This is a genomic window from bacterium SCSIO 12741, assembly GCA_024398055.1.
GTDB lineage: Bacteria > Bacteroidota > Bacteroidia > Flavobacteriales_G > Salibacteraceae > SCSIO-12741.
This window is the reverse complement of sequence record CP073749.1, coordinates 1,204,820-1,227,643: the sequence shown is the minus strand read 5'-3', so window position 1 is coordinate 1,227,643 and position 22,824 is coordinate 1,204,820. Positions and strand designations below refer to the sequence as shown.

9 protein-coding genes are annotated in these 22,824 nt (G+C 45.7%); all 9 read left to right on the top strand.

Annotated elements, in window-relative coordinates; all coding sequences use genetic code 11:
• Nucleotides 1-23: 23 nt before the first annotated feature.
• The 9 genes from gcvP (at nucleotide 24) to KFE98_05050 (ending at nucleotide 22,783) form a co-directional block, all read left to right on the top strand.
• Entirely contained in the window at nucleotides 24-2,882 is a 2,859-nt protein-coding gene (gene gcvP / locus KFE98_05090) for an aminomethyl-transferring glycine dehydrogenase (GenBank protein UTW63530.1), read from the top strand.
• 45 nt (nucleotides 2,883-2,927) lie between these two features.
• A complete protein-coding gene (locus tag KFE98_05085) occupies nucleotides 2,928-5,585 on the top strand; it encodes a T9SS type A sorting domain-containing protein (protein ID UTW63529.1) in 2,658 nt (885 codons plus the stop codon).
• Entirely contained in the window at nucleotides 5,582-6,130 is a 549-nt protein-coding gene (locus KFE98_05080; protein UTW63528.1) for a cob(I)yrinic acid a,c-diamide adenosyltransferase, read from the top strand. Before KFE98_05085 ends, KFE98_05080 begins: the two co-directional genes overlap by 4 nt.
• A gap of 87 nt (nucleotides 6,131-6,217) precedes the next feature.
• A complete protein-coding gene (locus KFE98_05075) occupies nucleotides 6,218-6,439 on the top strand; it encodes a DUF2795 domain-containing protein (GenBank protein UTW63527.1) in 222 nt (73 codons plus the stop codon).
• Between the two features lie 287 nt (nucleotides 6,440-6,726).
• Entirely contained in the window at nucleotides 6,727-15,717 is an 8,991-nt protein-coding gene (locus tag KFE98_05070; GenBank protein UTW63526.1) for a T9SS type A sorting domain-containing protein, read from the top strand.
• A 132-nt stretch (nucleotides 15,718-15,849) separates the two neighbouring features.
• Nucleotides 15,850-19,218 carry a preprotein translocase subunit SecA gene (gene secA / locus KFE98_05065; protein UTW63525.1) on the top strand — a complete coding sequence of 1,123 codons (3,369 nt, stop codon included), beginning with the start codon at nucleotides 15,850-15,852 and terminating at the stop codon, nucleotides 19,216-19,218.
• A gap of 96 nt (nucleotides 19,219-19,314) precedes the next feature.
• Complete coding sequence (locus KFE98_05060; protein UTW63524.1) at nucleotides 19,315-19,896, top strand: ribonuclease HII; 582 nt, start codon at nucleotides 19,315-19,317, stop codon at nucleotides 19,894-19,896.
• Between the two features lie 131 nt (nucleotides 19,897-20,027).
• Entirely contained in the window at nucleotides 20,028-20,957 is a 930-nt protein-coding gene (locus KFE98_05055) for a hypothetical protein (protein UTW63523.1), read from the top strand.
• Nucleotides 20,954-22,783, top strand: coding sequence for a hypothetical protein (locus KFE98_05050; GenBank protein UTW63522.1), 1,830 nt, complete (start codon nucleotides 20,954-20,956; stop codon nucleotides 22,781-22,783). Before KFE98_05055 ends, KFE98_05050 begins: the two co-directional genes overlap by 4 nt.
• Nucleotides 22,784-22,824: the final 41 nt, after the last annotated feature.

Genomic DNA, 22,824 nt, shown 5'->3' with positions numbered 1-22,824 from the left:
ACTAAGAATCAAGATATAAAACTATGGGAGTGAATCAGTTTTCTACCCGTCATATCGGGCCGAGAGGTGAAAATGTAAGCGAGATGCTCAAAGCTGTTGGAGCCTCTTCTATTGATCAATTGATTGAGGAGACCATTCCACCTGCTATTCGATTGAAGAAGGAGCTTAATCTTCCTAACGGTATTTCTGAAAGTGAATACCTGAAGGAAATTGCTGATGTAGCTTCCAAGAATAAAATGTTCCGGACTTTTATTGGTCAGGGCTACTACGGAACCATTACGCCGAGCGTAATCCGAAGAAATATTTTTGAAAATCCAGGATGGTATACGGCTTACACGCCCTACCAGGCTGAGATTTCTCAAGGGAGATTGGAAGCACTTTTGAACTTCCAGACCATGGTTAGCGACTTAACCGGAATGGAAATGGCCAATGCATCCTTGTTGGATGAAGCTACTGCTGCTGCTGAGGCTATGATCATGTTCTTCCACGCTCGTAGCCGGAAGGATGTGAAAGCCGGAAAGAATAAATTCTTCGTTGATCAGAATACCTATATCCAAACTCGTGAAGTGGTGGAGTTGAGAGCTTCGGCCCTGGATATTGAGTTGGTTTCCGGAACCTGGAAAGAATTTCAATTTGATGATAGCTTCTTTGGTGCTTTGATTCAATATCCGGATAACACTGGAAGCATTGCCGATTATTCGGAGTTTGTAAAAGGTGCTCAGAGCTTTGGAGCAAGAGTAGCTGTAGCTTCCGACTTGATGGCTTTGGCTGTCCTTACTTCTCCGGGAGAATGGGGCGCTGATGCAGTAGTTGGAAATTCCCAGCGTTTTGGTGTTCCACTTGGATTTGGTGGCCCACACGCTGCCTTCTTCGCAACGAAAGAAGAATTCAAAAGATTTATTCCAGGTCGAATTATTGGAGTGTCTCAAGACCGCAACGGAAATCCAGCGTTAAGAATGGCGCTTCAAACCCGTGAGCAGCACATTAAGAGAGACCGAGCTACCTCTAATATTTGTACCGCTCAGGCTTTGTTGGCTACTATGGCTGCCATGTATGCTGTGTATCACGGACCAGAAGGCATTCGCAATATTGCCTCCGAGATTCACCACAAAACAACTTTCCTGGCTAATGAATTAAAGGCCTTGAATTGGGAAGTAAAAAATGCCCATTGGTTTGATACCTTGAGCATTGCCGCTTCAGCAGATCAGCAAAAAGAGATTCGTGAAAAAGCCCTGGCTCAGGAAGTGAATTTCTGGTACACCGAGGATGCGATCATGATCGCCCTGGATGAAACCGTAGGCGCTGATGATTTGAAAACCATCGTTTCCATTTTTGGCGGAAGTGCTGAGTGGAACGGTGCTGAAACATCAAGCATTCCGTCTTCTTTGGTGCGTCAGACAGAGTTCATGACTCACCCATCGTTCAATTCCTACCATTCGGAATCAGAAATGATGCGGTATTTGAAGAGCCTGGAGAACAAAGACATTTCGTTGACGCATAGTATGATTTCATTGGGCTCATGTACCATGAAATTGAATGCAGCTACTGAATTATATCCCGTTTCTTTCCCTGAGTTTGCCTCGTTGCACCCATTTGTACCGATGGATCAGGCTGAAGGATACAAATTGATGATTGATGATTTGAGCCATTGGTTATGTGAGGTTACCGGATTTGCTGCCATTTCCTTTCAACCAAACTCAGGAGCTCAGGGTGAGTACGCCGGTCTCCTGACCATTGATGCTTACCACAAAGATCGTGGCGATCACCACCGAAATATTTCTTTGATTCCTCAATCTGCGCATGGAACCAATCCTGCATCCGCGGTGATGGCCGGGATGGAAGTAGTGGTTGTAAAATGTGATGAGGCCGGAAACATCGATGTGGACGACCTACGCGAAAAAGCAGAAAAGCACAAAGAGAATTTGTCTTGCCTGATGGTGACTTATCCTTCTACCCATGGAGTATATGAGGAAGCCATTATGGAGATTACCGATATTATCCACCAGAACGGTGGCTTGGTGTACATGGACGGGGCCAACATGAATGCTCAGGTGGGCTTGACCAATCCGGCTACCATTGGAGCCGATGTATGTCACCTGAATTTGCACAAGACTTTTGCTATCCCTCACGGTGGTGGTGGACCTGGTGTTGGACCAATTGGAGTTGCCGCTCATTTGGCACCTTTCCTTCCTGGCCATGCCTTGCAGCCTACCGGTGGAGAAAAAGCGATTAAGCCCGTTTCAGCTGCACCTTGGGGGAGCTCTTCCATTTTGCTTATTTCCTATGCCTATGTGAAAATGTTGGGTGGCGATGGTTTGAAAGCAGCGACGGAGTACGCCATCTTGAATGCGAACTACCTGAAGAATCGTCTGGAAGGTCATTACCCTATCCTTTATGTTGGAGGACAAGGTAGAGTGGCTCACGAAATGATTGTTGACTTCCGTGACTTTAAAAAGAATGTAGGGGTTGAGGTGGTAGACATTGCCAAGCGTTTGATCGATTTTGGATTCCACGCTCCTACGGTTTCTTTCCCAGTTGCAGGAACCTTAATGATTGAGCCTACCGAAAGTGAATCTAAGGCAGAATTGGATCGTTTTTGTGAAGCTCTAATGGCCATTCGCGAAGAGATTCAAGCCATTGAAGATGGAAAGGCTGATGCCGAAAACAACGTATTGAAAAATGCACCTCACCGTGCCGCTGATGTAGTAAGCTCTGAATGGGATAAGCCTTATTCCAGAGAAGACGCTGCATTCCGTTTGCCATGGGTGATGCAAAGAAAATACTGGGTTCCTGTTGCACGTATTGATGATGGCTATGGAGATCGTAACTTGATGTGCGTTTGTCCACCGCTTGAAAATTATACGGAAGAAACCTCAGTCTAATCATACTATTCAACCGAGCGTTTCGTTCCCTACCTTTATTGCCTTATGCTTAAGCTTTGGACCTGCTTTATATTGACCCTTGGAATGCTTCAGCTTTCCGCCCAAAGAACTGGGCCCATCTTGGTCTATACACCGCAGAAAGCCAAAGTGCAAAAGCTTCCTGCACAGGGAATGTTAGCGACGGTTAATGCCTTTTATTCAGAAGATTTTGAGGCTGCAGGCGATACTTTTCCCCACAATCAAATTGTGAGCATCACTTCGGGTACCGATAAAGGGTACTACCGAGGTAGTTCGGCTGAAAGCAATGTGGGCCAGGTCTGGAAAGTTCCGGATCATGGACGATTTGCTTACACCAATGACGATTATTGCAATTGTGATAAGTCTGCCGATACGCTTGCCTTTCCGTCCATTGATATGACCGGGAAACAAGCGGTGGTGATGCAATTTAGCTACTACTTCAACCGGGTAAACCGGAATGAATCGGCTAAGTTGATGTATCGTTATGGCAGCGGAGTCTGGGTCGGGCATAATCTTCCGCCCAAACAGGGATGGCATACCATTTCGATTCCTTTGAATGGAGCTACCGGTATGTTTAACATGGCTTTCGTGTACAACGATGGAGGCGGTGTTACTTCCTGGGGTAGTGGGCTTGCGGTTGATGATATTTCTTTCTGTGAATCCACACATACCGTTGATTTGGTTCAGGATTCTTTCAAGATCAATCAATTGCTTCCCGAAGAGTTCTACAAGGTATTGCCATTTAATCAAGCCTCTTCCAGGACGTTTGAGGTGGAATCCCGTATTTGGAACCAAGGCAAAGACACAGCCAGAAAGGCTAAGGTGATTACCTCGGTATTGATTAAAGATCAGGAACAACAAGAAACCAATCCGATTGATCTCGCATTTGCTCAAGGTGATCGCGGTCCGTCATTGGTGTCCTATATCCCTGCCAAAGGCACGGGTTCTTACCTGTTTCAATCCGTTGCTGTTTCTGATAGTGTAGATCGTGATCCATCTTCTGATACGGTTGCGTTCAATCTGGAGTTGTCTGATACCACTTTATCAAGGGTTCATCGAAAAAGTACAGATCGAGGCTTTTGGTATGGCCCGGGATTGGATTATAGCTTAATTCAGGAAATTGATCTTACAGCCGGAGATACGGTTTCTTCCATGAGTATCTTCTTTCACAAGAATACGGAAGCCGGAGGGAAAATTGATCTCGTTTTGATGGATCAGTTTTTTCAGAATGCGATCCGTTTGACTGGAAACGATTATCACCTCAATATTACGGTTAAGAAAGAGCACATTGGCAAATGGGTAACGTTCCCCATTCCGTTATCTGCTGTTCCTCCTGGCAAGTATTACATGGGAGTGAAAGTGAGAAGTGGAAATGTGGTGATGGGAGTGAGTGAATCCACCATCAAGGCTCGTTTGGTACAAGCCCGTATCGGTGCTTCTGCATGGATTCCAGTGGATTATATGCCCTTTGCGCAATTGCATTTTAGAAAAACATCATGTTCACATATTGCCACTCCTTTGAGGATCTCAAAACCCAATTGCGGTTTTAATAACGGAGGGATTCACATTGGAGCGATTGGTGGCACCGAACCCTACAAATTTCAATGGGGAGCCAATACGGGTTACGATACCGATACGCTGCTAACCGGATTAAGATCGGGGCACTATACCGTAACGGTGACCGACTCTGTGGGGTGTACCCGAATTAGACATGTTGCTCTGAGTGATCAGGGGTCGGTGTCCATGAATACAACCGTTTTGGATCATGAGGTTTGTTTTGGTGATAGCCTGGGTGAGATTCAAATTCAACCCTTAGGTGGAACCAAGCCCTATTCCGTCCAATGGAGCAATGGAGGTACCGATACCATCAATACCAAATTGGTGGCCGGAAATTACACCGTTACCGTTACCGATGCTGCTTCTCCGAATTGCCTGTTGATTCAGAGTTTTCAAGTACTCGGACCAGAAGCTCCACTTGCGGTAAGTGCCAAAACGACGGATAACTTCTGCTACAGCGATAAGCAAGGAGAAATTAGAGTGACCGCTCAAGGTGGATTTGGAACTTATGCATACGCTTGGAGTGATACTTCCAATAAAACACCAGTGGCCACTCAATTGGCCTCAGGATGGCACAAGGTGACCGTAACGGATGCGAACCTTTGTACCGTTATTGATAGTTTTGAAATTAAGAGCTTTCCGGAGTTAAAAATGACCTCCACAGTGATTGATACGTCTACTTTGGGGTCCATTTCAACCCAGGTGTCAGGTGGAGCTCCGAGCTATACTTACTTCTGGAAAGGACCAGGTGGTTTCGTTAATCCAGGAACGCCGGAAATTATTGAACTGCAAAAGCAAGGGCAATACATCGTAGTTGTTACCGATTCAGCCGGGTGTCAGATTACCGATACCTTTCAGCTTGGCGGTGTGGTAAGTGTTACTCCGATTGAGTCCACTCCATTGGAAGCACGCCTTTATCCGAATCCTTCGAGAGGATCTGTTACATTGGAAACCAGCGAATTTCCTGTGCAATGGCAGGTAATTGATCCCAGTGGAAGAATATTGAATTCCGGTGAAACCTCAGGTCCTATTCAGACTCTTGATCTTCAGCCGGGTACCTACTGGATAAGAATTCAGGGAACTTCTCAAGCTCCATCCGTACTTCCTGTTGTAATTTTAAGGCCATGAAAGTGTATACCAAAACGGGAGACAAAGGGGAAACCTCTTTGTTAGGAGGTACTCGTGTGTCCAAAGACGATATTCGAATTGAAACCTATGGTACCGTAGATGAGTTAAACTCCCATGTTGGGCTCATTCGGGATCAGGAAATGGATTCATCCCTCAAAGAAGTACTTATAGAGATACAGGATCGCCTGTTTACCCTCGGTAGTCATTTGGCTTCTGATCCGGAAAAAACGCCCCGAAAATTGCCTGGTATGTCCGAAGACGACATCACCCTTTTGGAGCAGAAAATGGATGAAATGAACGAAGAACTCGAACCTATGAGATCCTTTGTTTTGCCCGGTGGACATACCACCGTATCCTATTGCCACATTGCCCGCTGCGTGTGCAGAAGGGCCGAAAGACTGGCGATTAGACTGAAGCGGGAGAGTTATGTAGATTCACTGGGAATACGATATTTAAACCGTTTGTCGGATTATTTGTTTGTGTTATCACGCCGTTTAACCCAGGATTTGGGTGCAACTGAAATCCCTTGGGAGCCAAGAATTTAACCAAATGATTAAGTTGTAATTGATTGACTTGCATTTGATGCGAAAAAAATTACATTTGCAAAAAATTGGACCTTTAACAATAGGCCTATGTACTGGACGTTAGAATTAGCATCATATATGGAGGATGCTCCTTGGCCGGCAACTAAGGAAGAGTTGATTGATTACGCATTGCGTAGAGGAGCACCCCTAGAAGTAGTAGAAAATCTTCAGGAAATCGAAGATGAGGGAGAAGTGTATGAGAGTATCGAAGACATTTGGCCCGATTATCCATCCAAGGAAGATTTTTTCTTCAACGAAGACGAATATTAGCAGCAAAAAGCTGATCGAAATTTGAAAACACCGCACTTTTTTTAAGGCGGTGTTTTTTTTTGATTTATTCTGTAGCCCAGGCACATAAAGGGATTTAGGGATGCGGCTTGTCGAAGATGGTCGGACTTTGTCTGTATTAAGAAACCAATGTTAATTCCTTGCGTTATTATAGATCATCTACCCAAACCTTAAACACTAAATTCACGAGTTGAATTAAAAAAGGATCAGATTTTAGAATTTCACAAGTGCAGGAATTGAAATTCGATTAACGGAGAGAATAAGTAAGTATGGCCCGGTGGACGCTGCTGGTATTTTTACTCAGCGCTTTTTCGGGATGGAGCCAATCACGGTATTGGGTAGCTTCATCCACAGGTAATTGGAATGATGTAAGCAATTGGTCAACCTCATCAGGAGGTGCCGCTGGTGCCAGCGTGCCTGGTGCTGGTAATACGGCCATCTTCAATGGTAATGGTACAGGAAAGTGCGTCCTGGATATTGCCCCTACCGTGGGTGGTCTCACGGTCAGTGGCTACGGAGATACCCTTGATGTAAACGGAAATACCTTTTCCATAACAGGTGCCATCGATTTTACCGATGGTGTCATGGTGGATGGAAGTACCGGAGGATCTTGCAGTATAAATTCAACGGGAACCACTTATTTCAGAGGAACTCAATTCGATGTTCCTGTAACCTGCGTCACCGCCCGAATGTACCTCAACGGTAGTACCTTCAATGGCAAAGCTGATCTTACCCATAACGGAGCCTCCTCTGCACACGGAAATGGAGGAAACGTATTCAACGATTCAACCTGGATTAGAAACACTGGAACCAGTTACTTGTTATCGGCCAATGTATCTCCAGACACTTTTCGCACAGCTTTAGAAATTAACAATTCAGGATCCAATCGGATTCACATGACCTATGCTGCTGCTGGTAGTTATTTTGACTGTAACGTTACTCTCAACAATACAGGAACTGATCGCATAACCATTGGAAGCAACAACGGAACGGCCACCCTTACAGCAGGTAACCAATTTCTTATTGGGAGTGGTGGTTATGCAGCCAATTACCTGGATTTAAGAAATGTTACTCAATTGGGAGCCACTGCCCAGTCTATCACCCTTACGGGAACTGCTCGATTGGATATGCGTGGCAATACCTGGAATGGTGATTTTACTTGTGTTGCACCTGTTGTATATACCCAAACCTCCCGGTATAATGGAACGCTTACCATTACCCAAAACGGTACGGTGAATAGCTCTTCTTCAGGAGGAAACTTTGTGGTAGGGAATACCATTTTAAACTGTACGGGCTCTGGCTATCTCATGATGGGTAACGGTACGGCAGATACCTTCTCCTTGAATGTTACCGCAAACAATACCGGAAGTTATCGCTTCTACATGGCCCAGAATGGAGTGGGGCACTATATTGGTGGAGACTTAGTAGTCAACTCAAGTGGCTCAGGAACGGATGGTAACATCTACATCTCCAATGCATCGACCGCCTCACTATCTATTTCAGGAAAATGTCGCATCAACCAAACGTCCACTGCAACTTCGTCAACTATTTATCTAGCTGAACAAGGGGACTTGACTATAGGAGACTCCTTAGTTATTGTGAATAACGGAACCGGAACAACGAGTCAGGTTGCTGTAGCTAACGGAACTGCCTCGGCTGTGGTGCTCAACGGTGCCACTGCAATCACCAACCAGGGAGCCATTACAACCAGCCGAATTTATATGGGGAACAATGGTGACATGACCTTCAATGGCAACCTTACTATCACCAACAGCGCAACCAGCACCAACTCAGAAATTTACTTACATAACGGAACGGCTAGTGCCAATCAGTATCAGGAAAACATTTTATTGTCTTCTTCCGGTGCCGGTTGTGACGGGATTTTCTTTGGTAACTCAGGTGGTTCCGCTACTCTCGCTGCTGGGAAAACCATTACCGTGGGTGCTGCTTACAGTGCCGGTAACCTGTTGCTTAGAAACATTACTCAGAGCGGAACTACTGCTCAATCGATTACCATTACCGGAACGGGGTATTTGAACAGCTATAATAACAACTGGGGAGGTAATATCTCCTTTACAGCTCCGAGAATGTACTCTCGAGGATCCAGATATGCAGGAACCTTGTACCTGGAAAAAACCGGGGCCACCAATGATGCCTCAGTGGGTGGAAATATCGTGTTGGGAAATGCCGAACTAGTGAATTCCGGAAGTGGATACTTCCTCATGGGTAATGGAACGCCAGACACCTTTCAGCTTAACTTGATCATGACCAATTCCGGAAGTCACAACCTTTATCTGGCTTATAATTCGGCTGGAAACTATGTGGGCGGTACTCTAACCGCAAACAATGCACCTACCGGAGGCTCCAATAGCATGTACTTTGGAGGAGTTAATGGAACTGGACTTACCGTTCAAGGTAAAACGACGCTTAACAACACCGGATCAGCAACTACCAGTAGTATTTATTTCGGTGAGCAGGCTACCATTGTGGTCAATGATTCGTTGGTGATCAATCAGGCCGTTACCGGAACCTTTGCCAACGTTGTAGTGGCCAATAATTCGAACTCCACCGTAACTGTAAACGGGAGTGCTCGGGTTAGGCAAACGGCAGGCGTTAATAGATCAAATCTCTATTTAGGAAACGGAGGAGATCTAACGATAACAGGAACCTTGTATGCGCTCAACGGAGCTTCTGCTGCCACCAGCGATCTCTATATGGCTGATGACTCAGCTTCTACAGTAACTCTGGGAGGAAATGCCACCATTATCAACAATGGATCTGGAACTATATCGAGGGTTTATTTGGGAAACACAGGCGATGTTGTTGCTAACGGAACCCTGGATCTGACCAACAGCACTTCAGCGACCAATTCACGCTTCTATTGTGCGAACAACGCGTACAGTACCCTTACTCTCAATCAAAACATACAGGTGTCTTGTACGCATGCGAATGCTCAAGGATTTTACTTTGGAAATAGTGCGGGTACCACCAATCTGGCAAGTGGACGAACTTTAACAATTGGTACCAGTTTTATCGCCGGGGATCTTTTCCTACGGAATTTCAATCAAACCGGTCCAACGCCTCATGCTCTAACCATTACGGGTACAGGATACATTTATAACTACAACAGCAACTGGGGTGGTAACGTAACCTTTATCGCTCCACGAATGATAACCCGAGGCACCACATACAGTGGAACGGCCTATTTGGAGAAGAATGGAGCCACAGACGATAATTCAGCAGGGGGTAACACCTTTACCGGAAATGCTACCCTGGTGAATTCAGGAAGCGGCTATGTTAGAATGGGAGATGGGTCACCCGATGTTTTTTCTGGTCATCTAACGATCGAAAATACAGCCAGTGATCATTTTGTGCTCGGTCAAAACAGTACTGGAAATACAGTAGCTGGAAACCTGACCTTGACGAGTTCGACTTCCGGAACTTCGGCGCACTCCTACATTAGTAATTCCACTACTTCGGGAGTGAGCATTTCAGGAAAGACCTACGTTACCAATACGAGTACAGCGGCTACTGGAAATGTGTACATTGGAGCCACCGGTGATTTGACTCTCGGTGATTCCTTAATTGTTACTAACGCACCGACTGGAGCAAGTGGAACGGTTTACATTGGAAATTCCAGTACGTCACAGGTGACAATCAACGGCCCATTAACGGTAACAAACTCGGGTGCTGGAACCACAAAGCGGTGCTACGTTGGATATTGGGGAGATGTAACCATCAACGGAAATACGACAGTTTCCAGCAGTGCGTCAGCCACCAATAGTCACATGATTTTTGGCGATGAAGATAGTAGTCACACCACCTTTAACGGAAATCTGGTAATATCGAATACGGATGCCAGCGGTGATGGATATCATTTTGGAAACAACGGAGGTAGTGCTACGCTTGCCAATGGGTTTACTGTTTCAGTCGGAACCTCTTTCATTGGTGGAAATTTGATCTTTAGAAACTTTACCCAAGTAGGCGGAACTCCACAGTCCATGACGATTACCGGAACTGGGTATATCTATTTTTACGATAGTCAATGGGGCGGAAACATTTCGTTTACCGGTCCGAGAATACTGGCACGCGGGTCTACTTTTAGCGGAACCTCTTACCTGGAGAAAACGGGTGCTTCGGATGACTACTCTGTTGGGGGAAATACCTTTACCGGCAATGCGGAATTGGTAAATTCAGGTAGCCGTGTTATGGCCATGGGAAATGGTTCTCCCGATGTGTTCTCAGCAAATTTGACCATGAACAATACCGGTTCCAATCATTTGCATGTGGCCTACAACAGTGCTGGCAATACCGTTGCCGGTAACGTTATTGCTAACAATGCGACAAGCGGATCAGGAGGGCACCTCTATTTAAGTAATGGTGGAAATTCAACCTTGGCAATTACCGGAAAGACCTATCTGACCAATACCTCCACCGCTGCTAGCGGTCACCTATATTTGGGTGGAACAGGGGATGTTACCTTAGGAGATTCGTTGATTGTGGTGCATAATCCTTCAGGCGCTTCCGGGGTGTTTTATATGGCTGCCAGCCACGGGTCCATAATCACAGCCAATGGCCCTGTAACCGTTACCAACAGTGGAGCAGGTACCACCAAAACATCTTACCTGGGTAACTGGGGTGATATTACGTTTAACGATAACGTTCATTTGACCAATACGGCCACGGCCAACACAGCGGTGATTTACTGCAACAATGAAGATAGTAGCAACAACCAATACAATGGGAATATAGAAGTATCAAGTACCGATGCTTCCAGTGATGGAATCTATTTTGGAAATTCAGGAGGTCGTTCAACTTTGGCTGCCGGTCAAACGGTGACTGTGGGAACAAGCTTTATTGGTGGAAGTTTGATTTTCCGTCGATTTACCCAAGTAGGACCTACCCCTCAAGCAGCGACCATTACAGGAACCGGGTATTTGTACAACGACTACAGTAACTGGGGTGGTAATGTGACCTTTGTGGGGCCTCGAATCATTACTCGTGGAACGACTTATAGCGGAACCGCATATTTGGAAAAAACGGGGGGCTCGGATGATAGTTCACCAGGAGATAACACCTTTACCGGTAATGCGGAACTTCGAAACTCGGGATCAGGCCGAATCTATTTGGGGAATGGCACTCGGGATACTTATACGGCAGATGTAACCCTGACCAACTCGGGGACAAGCAGTATCTATTTTGCTCATAATTCAGCTGGAAATACCGTAGGTGGTAATGTCATCGTTAGCCAGTCGAACACCGGATCTGGAGTAACTGTGTTGAGTTCTGCTTCGGCATCAACTCTTGCTATAACCGGAAAGTGTGTAGTGAGTAATACGGGAAGTGGAGTCACTTCAAACATTTACGTTGGAGATGGAGGAGATGTAACCATTGGAGATTCTCTGGTTGTTACCAATAATGCTACTTCTACAACAGCCGATGTATACATTGGTGATGACGCGACTTCATCCGTGAACATTAGTGGTCATAGCCAATTTACGAATACCGGAGGTGGAACAAATCACCGTTTTTATGTAGGTGCCAATGGTGACCTTGTATTTACCGGTAACCTAACCATGACCAACAACTCAACCGCGACAAATAACCAGTTTTACTGCAACAATTCTTCTAATAGCTCGAATAACTACAACGGGAACATCGTTGTGTCCTCCACCAATGCCGCATCTGATGGAATCTATTTCGGAAACAGCGGCGGAACAGGAACTTTAGCAGCTACGCGTACCATTTCAGTCGGGTCTTCCTTTATCGCAGGATATTTGTATTTCCGGGACTTTAATCAGGTTGGAGCCACTGCTCAAACATTGGCCATCACTGGTGGTACAGGTTACATCTACAACTACAACAGTTCTTGGGGCGGTGATGTGAACTTCTCCGGACCGAGACATGTTACTCGGGGAACGACCTATCATGGGACGGCTACCTTGGAGAAAAACGGTGCTTCTGATGATCCTTCTGTAGGAGGAAATACCTTCATGGGGGATGTGGTTTTGACCAGTTCTGGAAGCGGATACTTTCTTATGGGAAATGGTAGTCCTGATGCCTTTACAGGAAATGTAACTATGAACAACTCTGGGAGCTACCGCATGTACCTGGCGCACAACAGTGCCGGAAATACCATTGGAGGTAACCTGATCATTAACAACTCTGCTTCTGGTTCAAGTCCTTACGTATACATCAGTACCGCTTCGGCGAGTACGCTGGCAATTACAGGAAAGCTTGTTGTAAATAATACCAGTACCGCTGCTGCTGCCAATGTTTACATCGGAGACGCCGGAGATATCACGGTAGGTGACTCCCTCTTATACAACGGTAATGCCACAGGAACGAGTTCGAGCGTTTACCTCGGCAATCAATCCAACTCTCAAATTACGATTGGTGGTTTTGCCCGATTTACGGTCAACGGTGCGGGAACCACTTACCGGACCTATCTTGGAAGTAGCGGTGATGTTATTTTCAATGGAGATTTGGAAATTGTGAATGCCAACTCATCGTCCAATTCGGAGTTTTACCTCAATTATGGATCAAGCAGCTCCAACAGTTACAATGGAAATATTCAAGTGTCGAGCACGCATGCCAGTTGCGATGGTGTTTACTTCGGAGCCGGAGGAGGATCGGGTACTTTGGCCAATGGTCGTACGATCACCATTGGATCAGGATTTATTGGAGGAAACCTTTATCTCCGCAATTTCACACAGGTAGGAGGTACGCCTCAAGCACTAACCATTACTGGAACAGGATATATCTATAACTACGATAGCCAATGGGGAGGAAATGTAACCTTTATAGGCCCTCGAATGATAACCCGTGGAACAACCTATAGCGGAACGTCCTACCTGGAAAAGAATGGAGCAACAAACGATCAATCCGTAGGAGGAAACACCTTTACCGGAAATGCAGAATTGGTGAATAGTGGATCGGGTTACTTCTTGATGGGAAGTGGTAGCTCTGATGCTTTTGGCGCCAATTTGATCTTAACGAACACAGGATCTTACCGCATGTATTTGGCTTATAATTCAGCCGGAAATACAGTGGCCGGAAACCTTACGGTGAATAACTCTCCGAGCGGGTCAACCCCATACGTTTACCTGACCGATATTAACGCCTCTACATTAGCAGTAACCGGAAAGTTGATCGTAAACAATGCCGGAAGCGCAACCAATGCGAATATCTATGTAGGTAATAATGGGTCGGTTACGGTAGGCGATTCCTTGGTATTGGATAACAATTCTACCGGGAATAATTCACAGATTTATGTGGCCAATGGTGTGAATTCGTCAGTAACAGTTACTGGAGCCACAGCAGTAACCAATCGCGGATCAGGAACCTCCTACCGGGTTTATTTAGGTAGCAATGGTGATGTGACCTTTAATGGGCCGGTAACACTGACCAACAGCAGTACCGCAAACAACTCTGAGATTTACTGTAACTACAATGCCAATAGTAATAACCAATACAATCAGGATGTGACCGTGGCTTCTACCATTGCAGGTAGTGATGGGATCTATTTTGGCCGTAATGGTGGAACGTCTACCATGGCTGCGGGAAGAACAGTAATCGTAGGAAGCTTTGTAAGCGGTGACCTTTACTACCGGAATTTTACCCAAAATGGAAACGCCGCTCATACCGCTAACATTACAGCTGGTACAGGCTACGTGTACAATTACAACAGCAACTGGGGAGGAAATGTGACGGCAAGTGCACCTCGGGTTTATTGCCGGGAATCCACTTTCAATGGAACGAGCTCCTTTACCAAAAACGGGTCAGGAAATGACGATATGTATGGTGGAAATGTATTCCAGGGTGATGTGACCTTTACCAATAATGGAACCAGCCGAATGATTTTGGCCAACAACGCAGCCGATGATTACAACGGCGATGCTAACTACATAAAAACAGGATCTTCTCGAATTTATCCGGCTTATAATACGGTGTGTACCCATGCTGGTGACATCAACTTTAACTCTGACATTGCCATCACTTTTGGAAATGCCAATGGCCGGGTGGTTTTTGATGGAACGGGTGCTCAAAGTATTAATGATTTAGGAGCTTCACCAACTTCAATATTCCGTCGAATTACCTTGGATAATTCCGCAGATGATGTGACGCTAAACGTACCTATTTCAGTAACCGTAGATTTGACCTTTACCAATGGTAATATCATCTCCGATGCGGCGAATTTGATTACTTTCTACGATAACTCTGTGGCATCGGGAGCATCCAATAATTCCCATGTGGATGGACCAGTGGCCAAAGTTGGAAATGATGCATTTGCCTTCCCGGTAGGGGATAATGGAATGTATAGACCGCTATCTATTTCCGCACCATCTTCGGGTTCGGCAAACTTCCAGGCTCAGTTTATCAGTGACAATCCGAGGGTGGCTGTTGGAAATACCCTAACCGCCCCGATCGACCACGTGAGCCAAATGGAATACTGGACCCTGGATCGAAATGCGAGTACCAATGCGGTAAGTGTTACCCTGAGTTGGGGTACAGGAAGTGGGGATGTGACTAATCTGGGTGATTTGGTGGTGAGTCATTACACCGGTGGATCATGGACCAGTGAAGGAAATGGAGGCACAACTGGAAATACAACCGCCGGAACCATTACTTCCAGTGGAACTATATCTTCTTTTAGTCCTTTCTCCTTAGGATCGATTACCAGTGAAAATCCACTTCCGGTAGAATTGGTCTCCTTTGAGGCTATTCCTAACAAAGAGGATAATGTGGTGGATCTTGTGTGGATCACCGCTTCTGAGGTGAACAACGATTACTTTACAGTAGAACGTACGCAGGATTTGGATTGGTTTGAAACCGTGGTTGAAGTTGCCGGGGCCGGAACTACCAACGAGCGTCAGGAATACCACGAAGTGGATCCGAAACCTCTGGAGGGAATTTCCTACTACCGTTTGAAGCAGACCGACTTCGACGGAAAGGAAACCAAGTTTGATTTGAGAAAGGTGGCGTTCAATCCGGAAATAGACATTGACATTCAGCTTTATCCGAACCCGAATGACGGAATGAATCTTTACTTGCAAATTCCGAATAACAACGAAGAGGAATTGAATGTTTTGATCAGCGACTTTTTGGGCAAGGAGTACCTACTCGATTTTAGTGTTTACAACCATGGAACCCATTCTGTCATTACCATGGAATTGAACAAAGTTTTGGCTCCTGGAAGTTACTTCGTAAACATCGAAGTAGGCGGTAAGGTGTATACGCACAAACTAATTGTTCAGTAAGGGAAAACATACCCTAACGTCGACTAACTGAGTATTTTAATACCCTATAACATTCCTGGGTGTGAAAGCCCTGCTCTACCTCATATTTTCCGCTATTTTTGCAGACTTGGAAAAACACAATCGAGCTAAGAAATGGAATTTGTATCAAAGCTGCTCAACTTATTTGTCGGCAATAAATCGGAGAAAGATATCCAGGCTCTCGAGCCTCGGGTAAAAGAGATCAACCAGATCTTCGACAGTCTGTCCGGCTTAACCCACGACCAACTTCGCGAACGCACCCAAAAACTGAAAAAGTCTATTCACGATCAGCTTGCTACTGAGCAAGATGAAATCGATAAGTTGAAAGCCAAAGCGGATGGCAACTTTGAGATAGACGTTCATGAGAAAGAGGCGATTTACGATCAAATAGATAAACTGGAAGAGGTAATCACCTCTAAACTGGATAAAGCCCTGGACGAAGCGCTTCCTGAAGCCTTTGCCCTGATCAAGGAGACTGCACGTCGTTTTAAAGAAAACGAGGTAGTAACGGTAACCGCCAGTCCTTCGGATGAAAGCCTGGCTGTGATCAAAGGTCACGTGACCGTAGAAGGCGGAAAAGCCCATTGGCAAAATCGCTGGTTGGCGGCGGGTAATGAGATTACCTGGGACATGGTGCATTACGATGTTCAGCTGATTGGTGGTATGGTTCTCCACAGTGGAAAAATTGCGGAGATGGCTACGGGTGAAGGTAAAACCCTCGTAGCAACGCTTCCTGTGTTTCTCAATGCCCTCGGCGGTAGAGGGGTGCACCTGGTAACGGTAAACGACTACCTGGCCAAACGGGACTCCGAATGGATGGCTCCTTTGTTTGAATTCCATGGATTGACGGTAGACTGTATCGATAAGCACCAACCGAATTCTGAAGAAAGAAGAAACGCGTATCGTTCGGATGTGACTTACGGAACCAATAATGAATTTGGTTTTGACTACCTCCGTGACAATATGGCCAGTTCACCCGACGACTTGGTGCAGCGTAAGCACAACTACGCCATCGTGGATGAGGTTGACTCCGTACTGATTGATGATGCTCGTACTCCATTGATTATTTCTGGTCCTACTCCAAAGGGAGACCAGCACGAGTTTATGGAGCTGAAGCCAAAAATTGAGATTTTGGTGGGTGCTCAGCGTAAGTTGGTGAATACCCTCATCGCTGATGCGAAAAAATACTTGTCGGGCAATCCAGATAAGAAAGCAGCTGAGGCTGGTGGTATGGCACTTTACCGTGCCTACCGTGCTATGCCTAAGAATAAGGCTCTGATCAAGTTTTTGAGTGAGCCTGGAATTAAAGCTCACTTGACCAAAACGGAGAACTACTACCTCCAGGATCAAGGAAAAGAAATGCCCGTTGTAGATGCCGAATTGTTCTTCGTGATCGAAGAGAAGATGAACTCGGTGGAAATGACGGAAAAGGGTATTGAATTGGTGACCGGGGAAAGTGATGACGCGAATTTCTTCATCATGCCCGATATCGGAACGGAAATCGACAAAATCGAACGTTCTGATTTAAACCACGAAGACAAGATCAAAGAGAAGGATCGCCTGATCTCTGATTACTCTGTTAAGTCGGAACGAATTCACACCGTTAATCAGTTGTTGAAGTCCTACGCCATGTTTGAAAAAGACGTGGACTACGTGATCATGGACAACAAGGTGAAGATTGTGGATGAGCAGACCGGACGTATCATGGAAGGTCGTCGTTATTCCGATGGTTTGCACCAGGCTATTGAAGCCAAGGAAAATGTAAAGATTGAAGCGGCAACGCAGACCTATGCAACCGTAACCTTGCAGAACTACTTCCGGATGTACCACAAGCTATCAGGTATGACGGGTACGGCTGAAACGGAAGCAGGTGAATTCCATGAGATCTATGAATTGGATGTGGTTGTTATTCCAACAAACCGTCCGATCCAGCGTGATGACCGGGAAGACTTGGTTTACAAAACCGTTCGTGAGAAATACAATGCTGTTATTGACGAAACCGTTCGTTTGGTGAATGAAGGCAGACCTGTATTGGTAGGTACTACTTCGGTAGAGATTTCGGAGTTGCTCAGTAGAATGCTGAAGCGCCAAAATGTGCGCCACCAGGTACTGAACGCGAAGCTGCACCAAAAGGAAGCAGACATTGTTGCTGAGGCAGGTAAGCCTGGAACCGTAACGATTGCCACCAACATGGCCGGTCGTGGTACCGATATTAAGCTGGGCGAAGGCGTAAAAGAAGCTGGAGGTTTGGCCATTATTGGTACGGAAAGACACGAATCTCGTCGTGTTGACCGTCAGTTACGTGGTCGTGCCGGTCGTCAGGGAGACCCAGGATCTTCCCAGTTCTTTGTGTCGCTTGAAGATAACTTGATGCGTCTGTTTGGATCCGAAAGGATCTCCAAGTTGATGGACCGCATGGGGCTAAAAGAAGGAGAGGTAATTCAGCATAGTATGATTACCAAATCCATCGAAAGAGCTCAGCGTAAGGTGGAGGAAAACAACTTCGGTGTACGTAAAAGATTGCTGGAATACGATGATGTAATGAACTCTCAGCGTGAGGTGATTTATACCCGTCGTAAGCACGCCTTGTACGGTGAGCGAATTCAGGTTGATATCTCCAATATGATCCACGACTTGTGCCTCGACATGACGCACATGTACCATGATGGAAAAGACTTTGTAGGTTACCGCGATGAGTGTTTCCGGACGTTCGGAATGGAAACTCCATTGAGTGAAGAAGAATTCCTAAAAGGAAATCCTCAACAAATGGGTCAGGAGTTTTACGACAAAATGATGAATCATTATCAGACCAAGTCTGATTTGATTGCTCAAATGGCGTTCCCAGTGATCAAGGATGTTTACGAAAACCAGAGTGCTACCTTTAGAAACATCGTTGTACCGTTTACCGATGGACGACGTTCGATTCAGGTTGTGGCCAATTTGGAAAAAGCCGTAAACTCCGAAGGTAAAGAAGCCGTTCGAGCCTTGGAAAAAGGAGTGATTCTGGCCATGATCGATCAAAATTGGAAAGAACACCTTCGCGAAATGGATGATCTCCGTCAGTCGGTGCAATTTGCCCAACACGAGCAGAAAGATCCATTGTTGATTTACAAGTTCGAATCTTTTGAGCTGTTCAAAACCATGGTGTCTAAGGTGAACAAGGAAATCGTTTCCTTCCTGGTGAAAGCCGGATTGCCTCAAGCAGAAGCCCCACAAGTGAGCCAAGGAGATAATTTGCCGCGTCGTGAGCAACCCAAAACTCAAGCAAGTCGAGGAGGAGCTCCAGAGGAAATGCAGCAGGGTCAGGATTACCATGACCCAAGTGCTCCACAACAGAAGAAAGAGCCTGTTCGGGTAGAAAAGAAAATTGGTCGCAACGAACGCGTCGATATTCAAAACATCATGACCGGCGAGAAAAAGACCGTTAAGTACAAGCAAGCCGAGCCCTTGATTGATTCTGGGCAGTGGGTGCGTGTGCAGTAGGAATTTTGTGGGGAGGTGGTTAGTTGTCTCCCTTTAAAAGAGTCTTCTTAAACCATTAAGTTTGTCCGAACTCCTTAATTCGGAGAACTTAAAACTATGCTCAAACCTTTTCATACTCAGGGTTTACTTGAAGCAGGCTGCGACGAAGCAGGTAGAGGATGTCTGGCTGGTCCGGTGAGTGCTGCGGCGGTTATTCTTCCGGAGGATTTCTACCACAAAAAGCTCAACGATTCCAAGCAACTTAGCGAAAAAGACCGATATACTCTTCGCGAGGTTATCCTCAAAGATGCCATCGCATACGGAGTAACCATGGTGGATCATAAAGAGATTGATCAGATCAATATTCTCAAAGCTTCGATTTTGGGAATGCACCGAAGTTTGGACCAATTGGATCCCCGGCCTGAGCATATTCTGGTGGATGGCAATCGATTTTTGCCCTACAATTTCATTCCTTATCAATGTGTGGTCAAAGGAGATGCTAAATTTCTGTCCATTGCCGCTGCCTCGGTTTTGGCCAAGACCTACCGAGACGATTTGATGAAGGAAATGCATGCCAAATACCCCCAATATCATTGGGATAGAAACAAAGGATATCCAACCGTAGATCACCGCAAGGCTATTCAAGAACATGGCCCGTCTCCCATTCACAGAATGAGTTTCAAACTGCTTAAATCCTAAAACCGGGCAACTGGAAATAGATCACGAAGCAAGCATTTGCTGAATCCACGTTAGGCTGTTGAAATTGAACCTACTTATTGCCTGACAAGCAGTAATCTTCAGCTAATTTTACACCCAGACGGAATTCCCTTATGGTCAGAAAAATCGTATTTGGTGTTTTGCTGGCGGCTTTTGCTGGTTTACTGGTATTTGCGTGGTTCAAACTCACCCAAACCAAAAAAATCAACTACGAATATTATGAGGCTATTCCTTATTCATCCGCGGTTGTGGTTGAGTTTAGGGATCCGGCTGAACTCTTTTCCCGGGTTCAGAACACCAATTTGATCTACGACGAGTTGCGTACCGCTGGTTTGGTTGGACCACTTGATCAGACTTTGGAACAATTGGATACACTGCTCTCCTCGGAGCCGTGGTTTAAACAAAATCTGTCACAGGTGCCGGTCCTTATGGCCTGGATTCCCGGTGGTGCTCAGAAATTCAGTTTCTTGCTGTCCATTCGGGTTCCATCAACGGTTGACGAAGACGATTTTAAAGAGCAAATAAGTCGTCAGTTTGAAACCTATTTTTCAGGAACAGACAAGGCTTATGATTCCGGAACTATCACCCTATTAAAGCGGAAAGGAAGTGACGAGACTTACGCTATGTCTTTCCATAAAGGTTACTTCTTGTTCAGTCCCATGTCGATTGTGATTGAAGAATCCATTCGCCAGATCAACAGTGGAGTTTCTTTGAAAAGTAAACCAAACTTTTTGCAAGCCTATCAAACCGCTGGAACCTCGAAATCCATCAATGTTTACATCAATCATCAGGTGTGGTCGCAGTATATCTCCTCTTTGATGGATCCCTCTTTTTCTAACCGATTGGCCTCCTTGCAGAGTTGGGCATCCTGGACGGAATTAGACGGAATCGTGAAGCCGAATGGCCTTCTTTTTAATGGCTACAGTTTTGCCGCCGATTCGGTACAGAACTTTTTGAGCCTGTTTGAGGGCAGAAGGCACGGTCTCTCGATATCACTCGTGTGTTGCCCTCCAATACGGCGCTTTTTTACCACTATGGATTGAGCAATTTCAAAGATTTCTACGTAGCTCGAAAAGGTTATTTGGAATCTGGAAATCAATTGGTGGCTCATGAGAAGAAGGTTTCAAAGCTGGATCAGGATTTTGCCCTATCATCCCGAGACCTAATGGAGTCGGTTTGTGGAAGTGAAATTGGTTTGGCCATTTTGGAAGTCAACGCGCCCACCTCCGGAGAGCAAGTGAGTTCCTTGGGAGGAAGAGCCATTGGATTGATTCGATTAATCGATCCGGGAAAGATGAAAGAGGCCTTTGCCCCACTTATGCTAACCGACGATGAAGGAGAAGTGGACGTTAAAGAATACCGCGAAACCTCCATTTATACGCTAAAACCCAATGGCCTTCTGGAGGTATACCTCGGAAATACTTTTCGGGTGTTGGAAAGTCAATACCTCATGGAACTGGATGGATTTGCCATTTTGGGTAACAAGCTCTCCACCATGCGGGAAGTTATCAATGCCTTTAAAGGGAATAAGACCCTGGATGGCGATGAAAATTTCGAAAATTTCAGCGACAACCTTTCTTCAACGGCCAATCTTACAGCCTATGTAAACATTGCTCGCTCTCCATACCTCATCCATCACTTCCTGGCACCGAAAAATCGATCCTGGGTGGATGATAACCTGGAGCTTCTCCGGAAATTTGAGGGAGTATGCCTTCAGGTGTCGCACGATCAAGGGAACATGTATTACAACAACCTGTTTCTAAAGCACAATCCAATCTATAAGAAGGTGACTGCATCCTTGTGGGAGATTCCACTGGACACCACGGTTAGTTCGCAGCCTTATTTGTTTACCAATCATTACACCAAGGCTCGGGAAGTATTCATTCAGGATGATAACAACCGGGTTTACCTCATCTCAAACACAGGTAGAATTCTTTGGAGTCGCGACTTAGAAGGGCCCATGGTTGGAGGAATTTTTGAGGTAGATAAGTACCGCAACGACAAGTACCAGATTCTTTTTGGTACGGCTCATAAAATCTACTTGATCGATCGTAACGGGAAAGACGTGGACGGTTTCCCAATCCGACTATCTGAAAAAGCTTCGGCTCCGGTCATGGTTTTCGATTACGACAACAATCAGAAGTATCGCATTATGGCCCCATTGAAGGATGGTAATGTGGTTTGTTATGATATCCAGGGAAAGCCGGTAAAAGGCTGGAAGTACAAGAAAGGTGACCCGGTAGGCCGTCGGATGACTCACGTGGTGGTCAATAAAAAAGACTACATCATCGCCTGGCAAGAAAACGGGGGAGTGAGAGTGGTCAATCGCCGAGGTGAAGATCGTTTAAAGCTTAAGAATGAGCTACAGGTAAACGAGCGATCTCCATTGAGAGTTTTGCCTGGTAAGGATCTGAAATCCACTTTTGTGGTAGCTACGGATAGTTCAGGTAATTTACTTCAGCTGTCTCTTCAGGATAAATTGGAAACAGTTCAGTTCAAGCATTTCGATGCTCGCCATTATTTTGATCTGATTGATGTGAATCAAGATGGGGAAACCGAGTATCTGTTTTTGAACGGTGAAGGCTTAGAAGTCTATGATGCCGAAGGGAAGTCAGTTCTGTTGTACCCGCTTGAAAAGGCCCAAAAGATGCGCCCCGGAATTTTTACCGGACAAGAGGGAGCTTATATTACCTTGGTGCAGGACAGTTTGGCTGAAGTACATTTAGTAGATCGTTTTGGAAGCCCCATGGAGGGTTCGCCATTTTATGGACAAACCCGTGCACGTGTTACCGACCTGAATCTGGATGGCCGGTTAGAACTGGTTACTTGCAGCTATGATGGTATGGTGTATTGTTACGTTCTCAACTAAGTCCTCAGGCCATTTCTATTCGATAATTGGTAAGGTTTATT

Excerpts from the sequence above, each read along its gene's own strand:
- gcvP (UTW63530.1), top strand. The coding sequence starts at position 24 with ATGGGAGTGAATCAGTTTTCTACCCGTCATATCGGGCCGAGAGGTGAA.
- KFE98_05085 (UTW63529.1), top strand. The coding sequence starts at position 2,928 with ATGCTTAAGCTTTGGACCTGCTTTATATTGACCCTTGGAATGCTTCAG.
- KFE98_05080 (UTW63528.1), top strand. The coding sequence starts at position 5,582 with ATGAAAGTGTATACCAAAACGGGAGACAAAGGGGAAACCTCTTTGTTA.
- KFE98_05075 (UTW63527.1), top strand. The coding sequence starts at position 6,218 with ATGTACTGGACGTTAGAATTAGCATCATATATGGAGGATGCTCCTTGG.
- KFE98_05070 (UTW63526.1), top strand. The coding sequence starts at position 6,727 with ATGGCCCGGTGGACGCTGCTGGTATTTTTACTCAGCGCTTTTTCGGGA.
- secA (UTW63525.1), top strand. The coding sequence starts at position 15,850 with ATGGAATTTGTATCAAAGCTGCTCAACTTATTTGTCGGCAATAAATCG.
- KFE98_05060 (UTW63524.1), top strand. The coding sequence starts at position 19,315 with ATGCTCAAACCTTTTCATACTCAGGGTTTACTTGAAGCAGGCTGCGAC.
- KFE98_05055 (UTW63523.1), top strand. The coding sequence starts at position 20,028 with ATGGTCAGAAAAATCGTATTTGGTGTTTTGCTGGCGGCTTTTGCTGGT.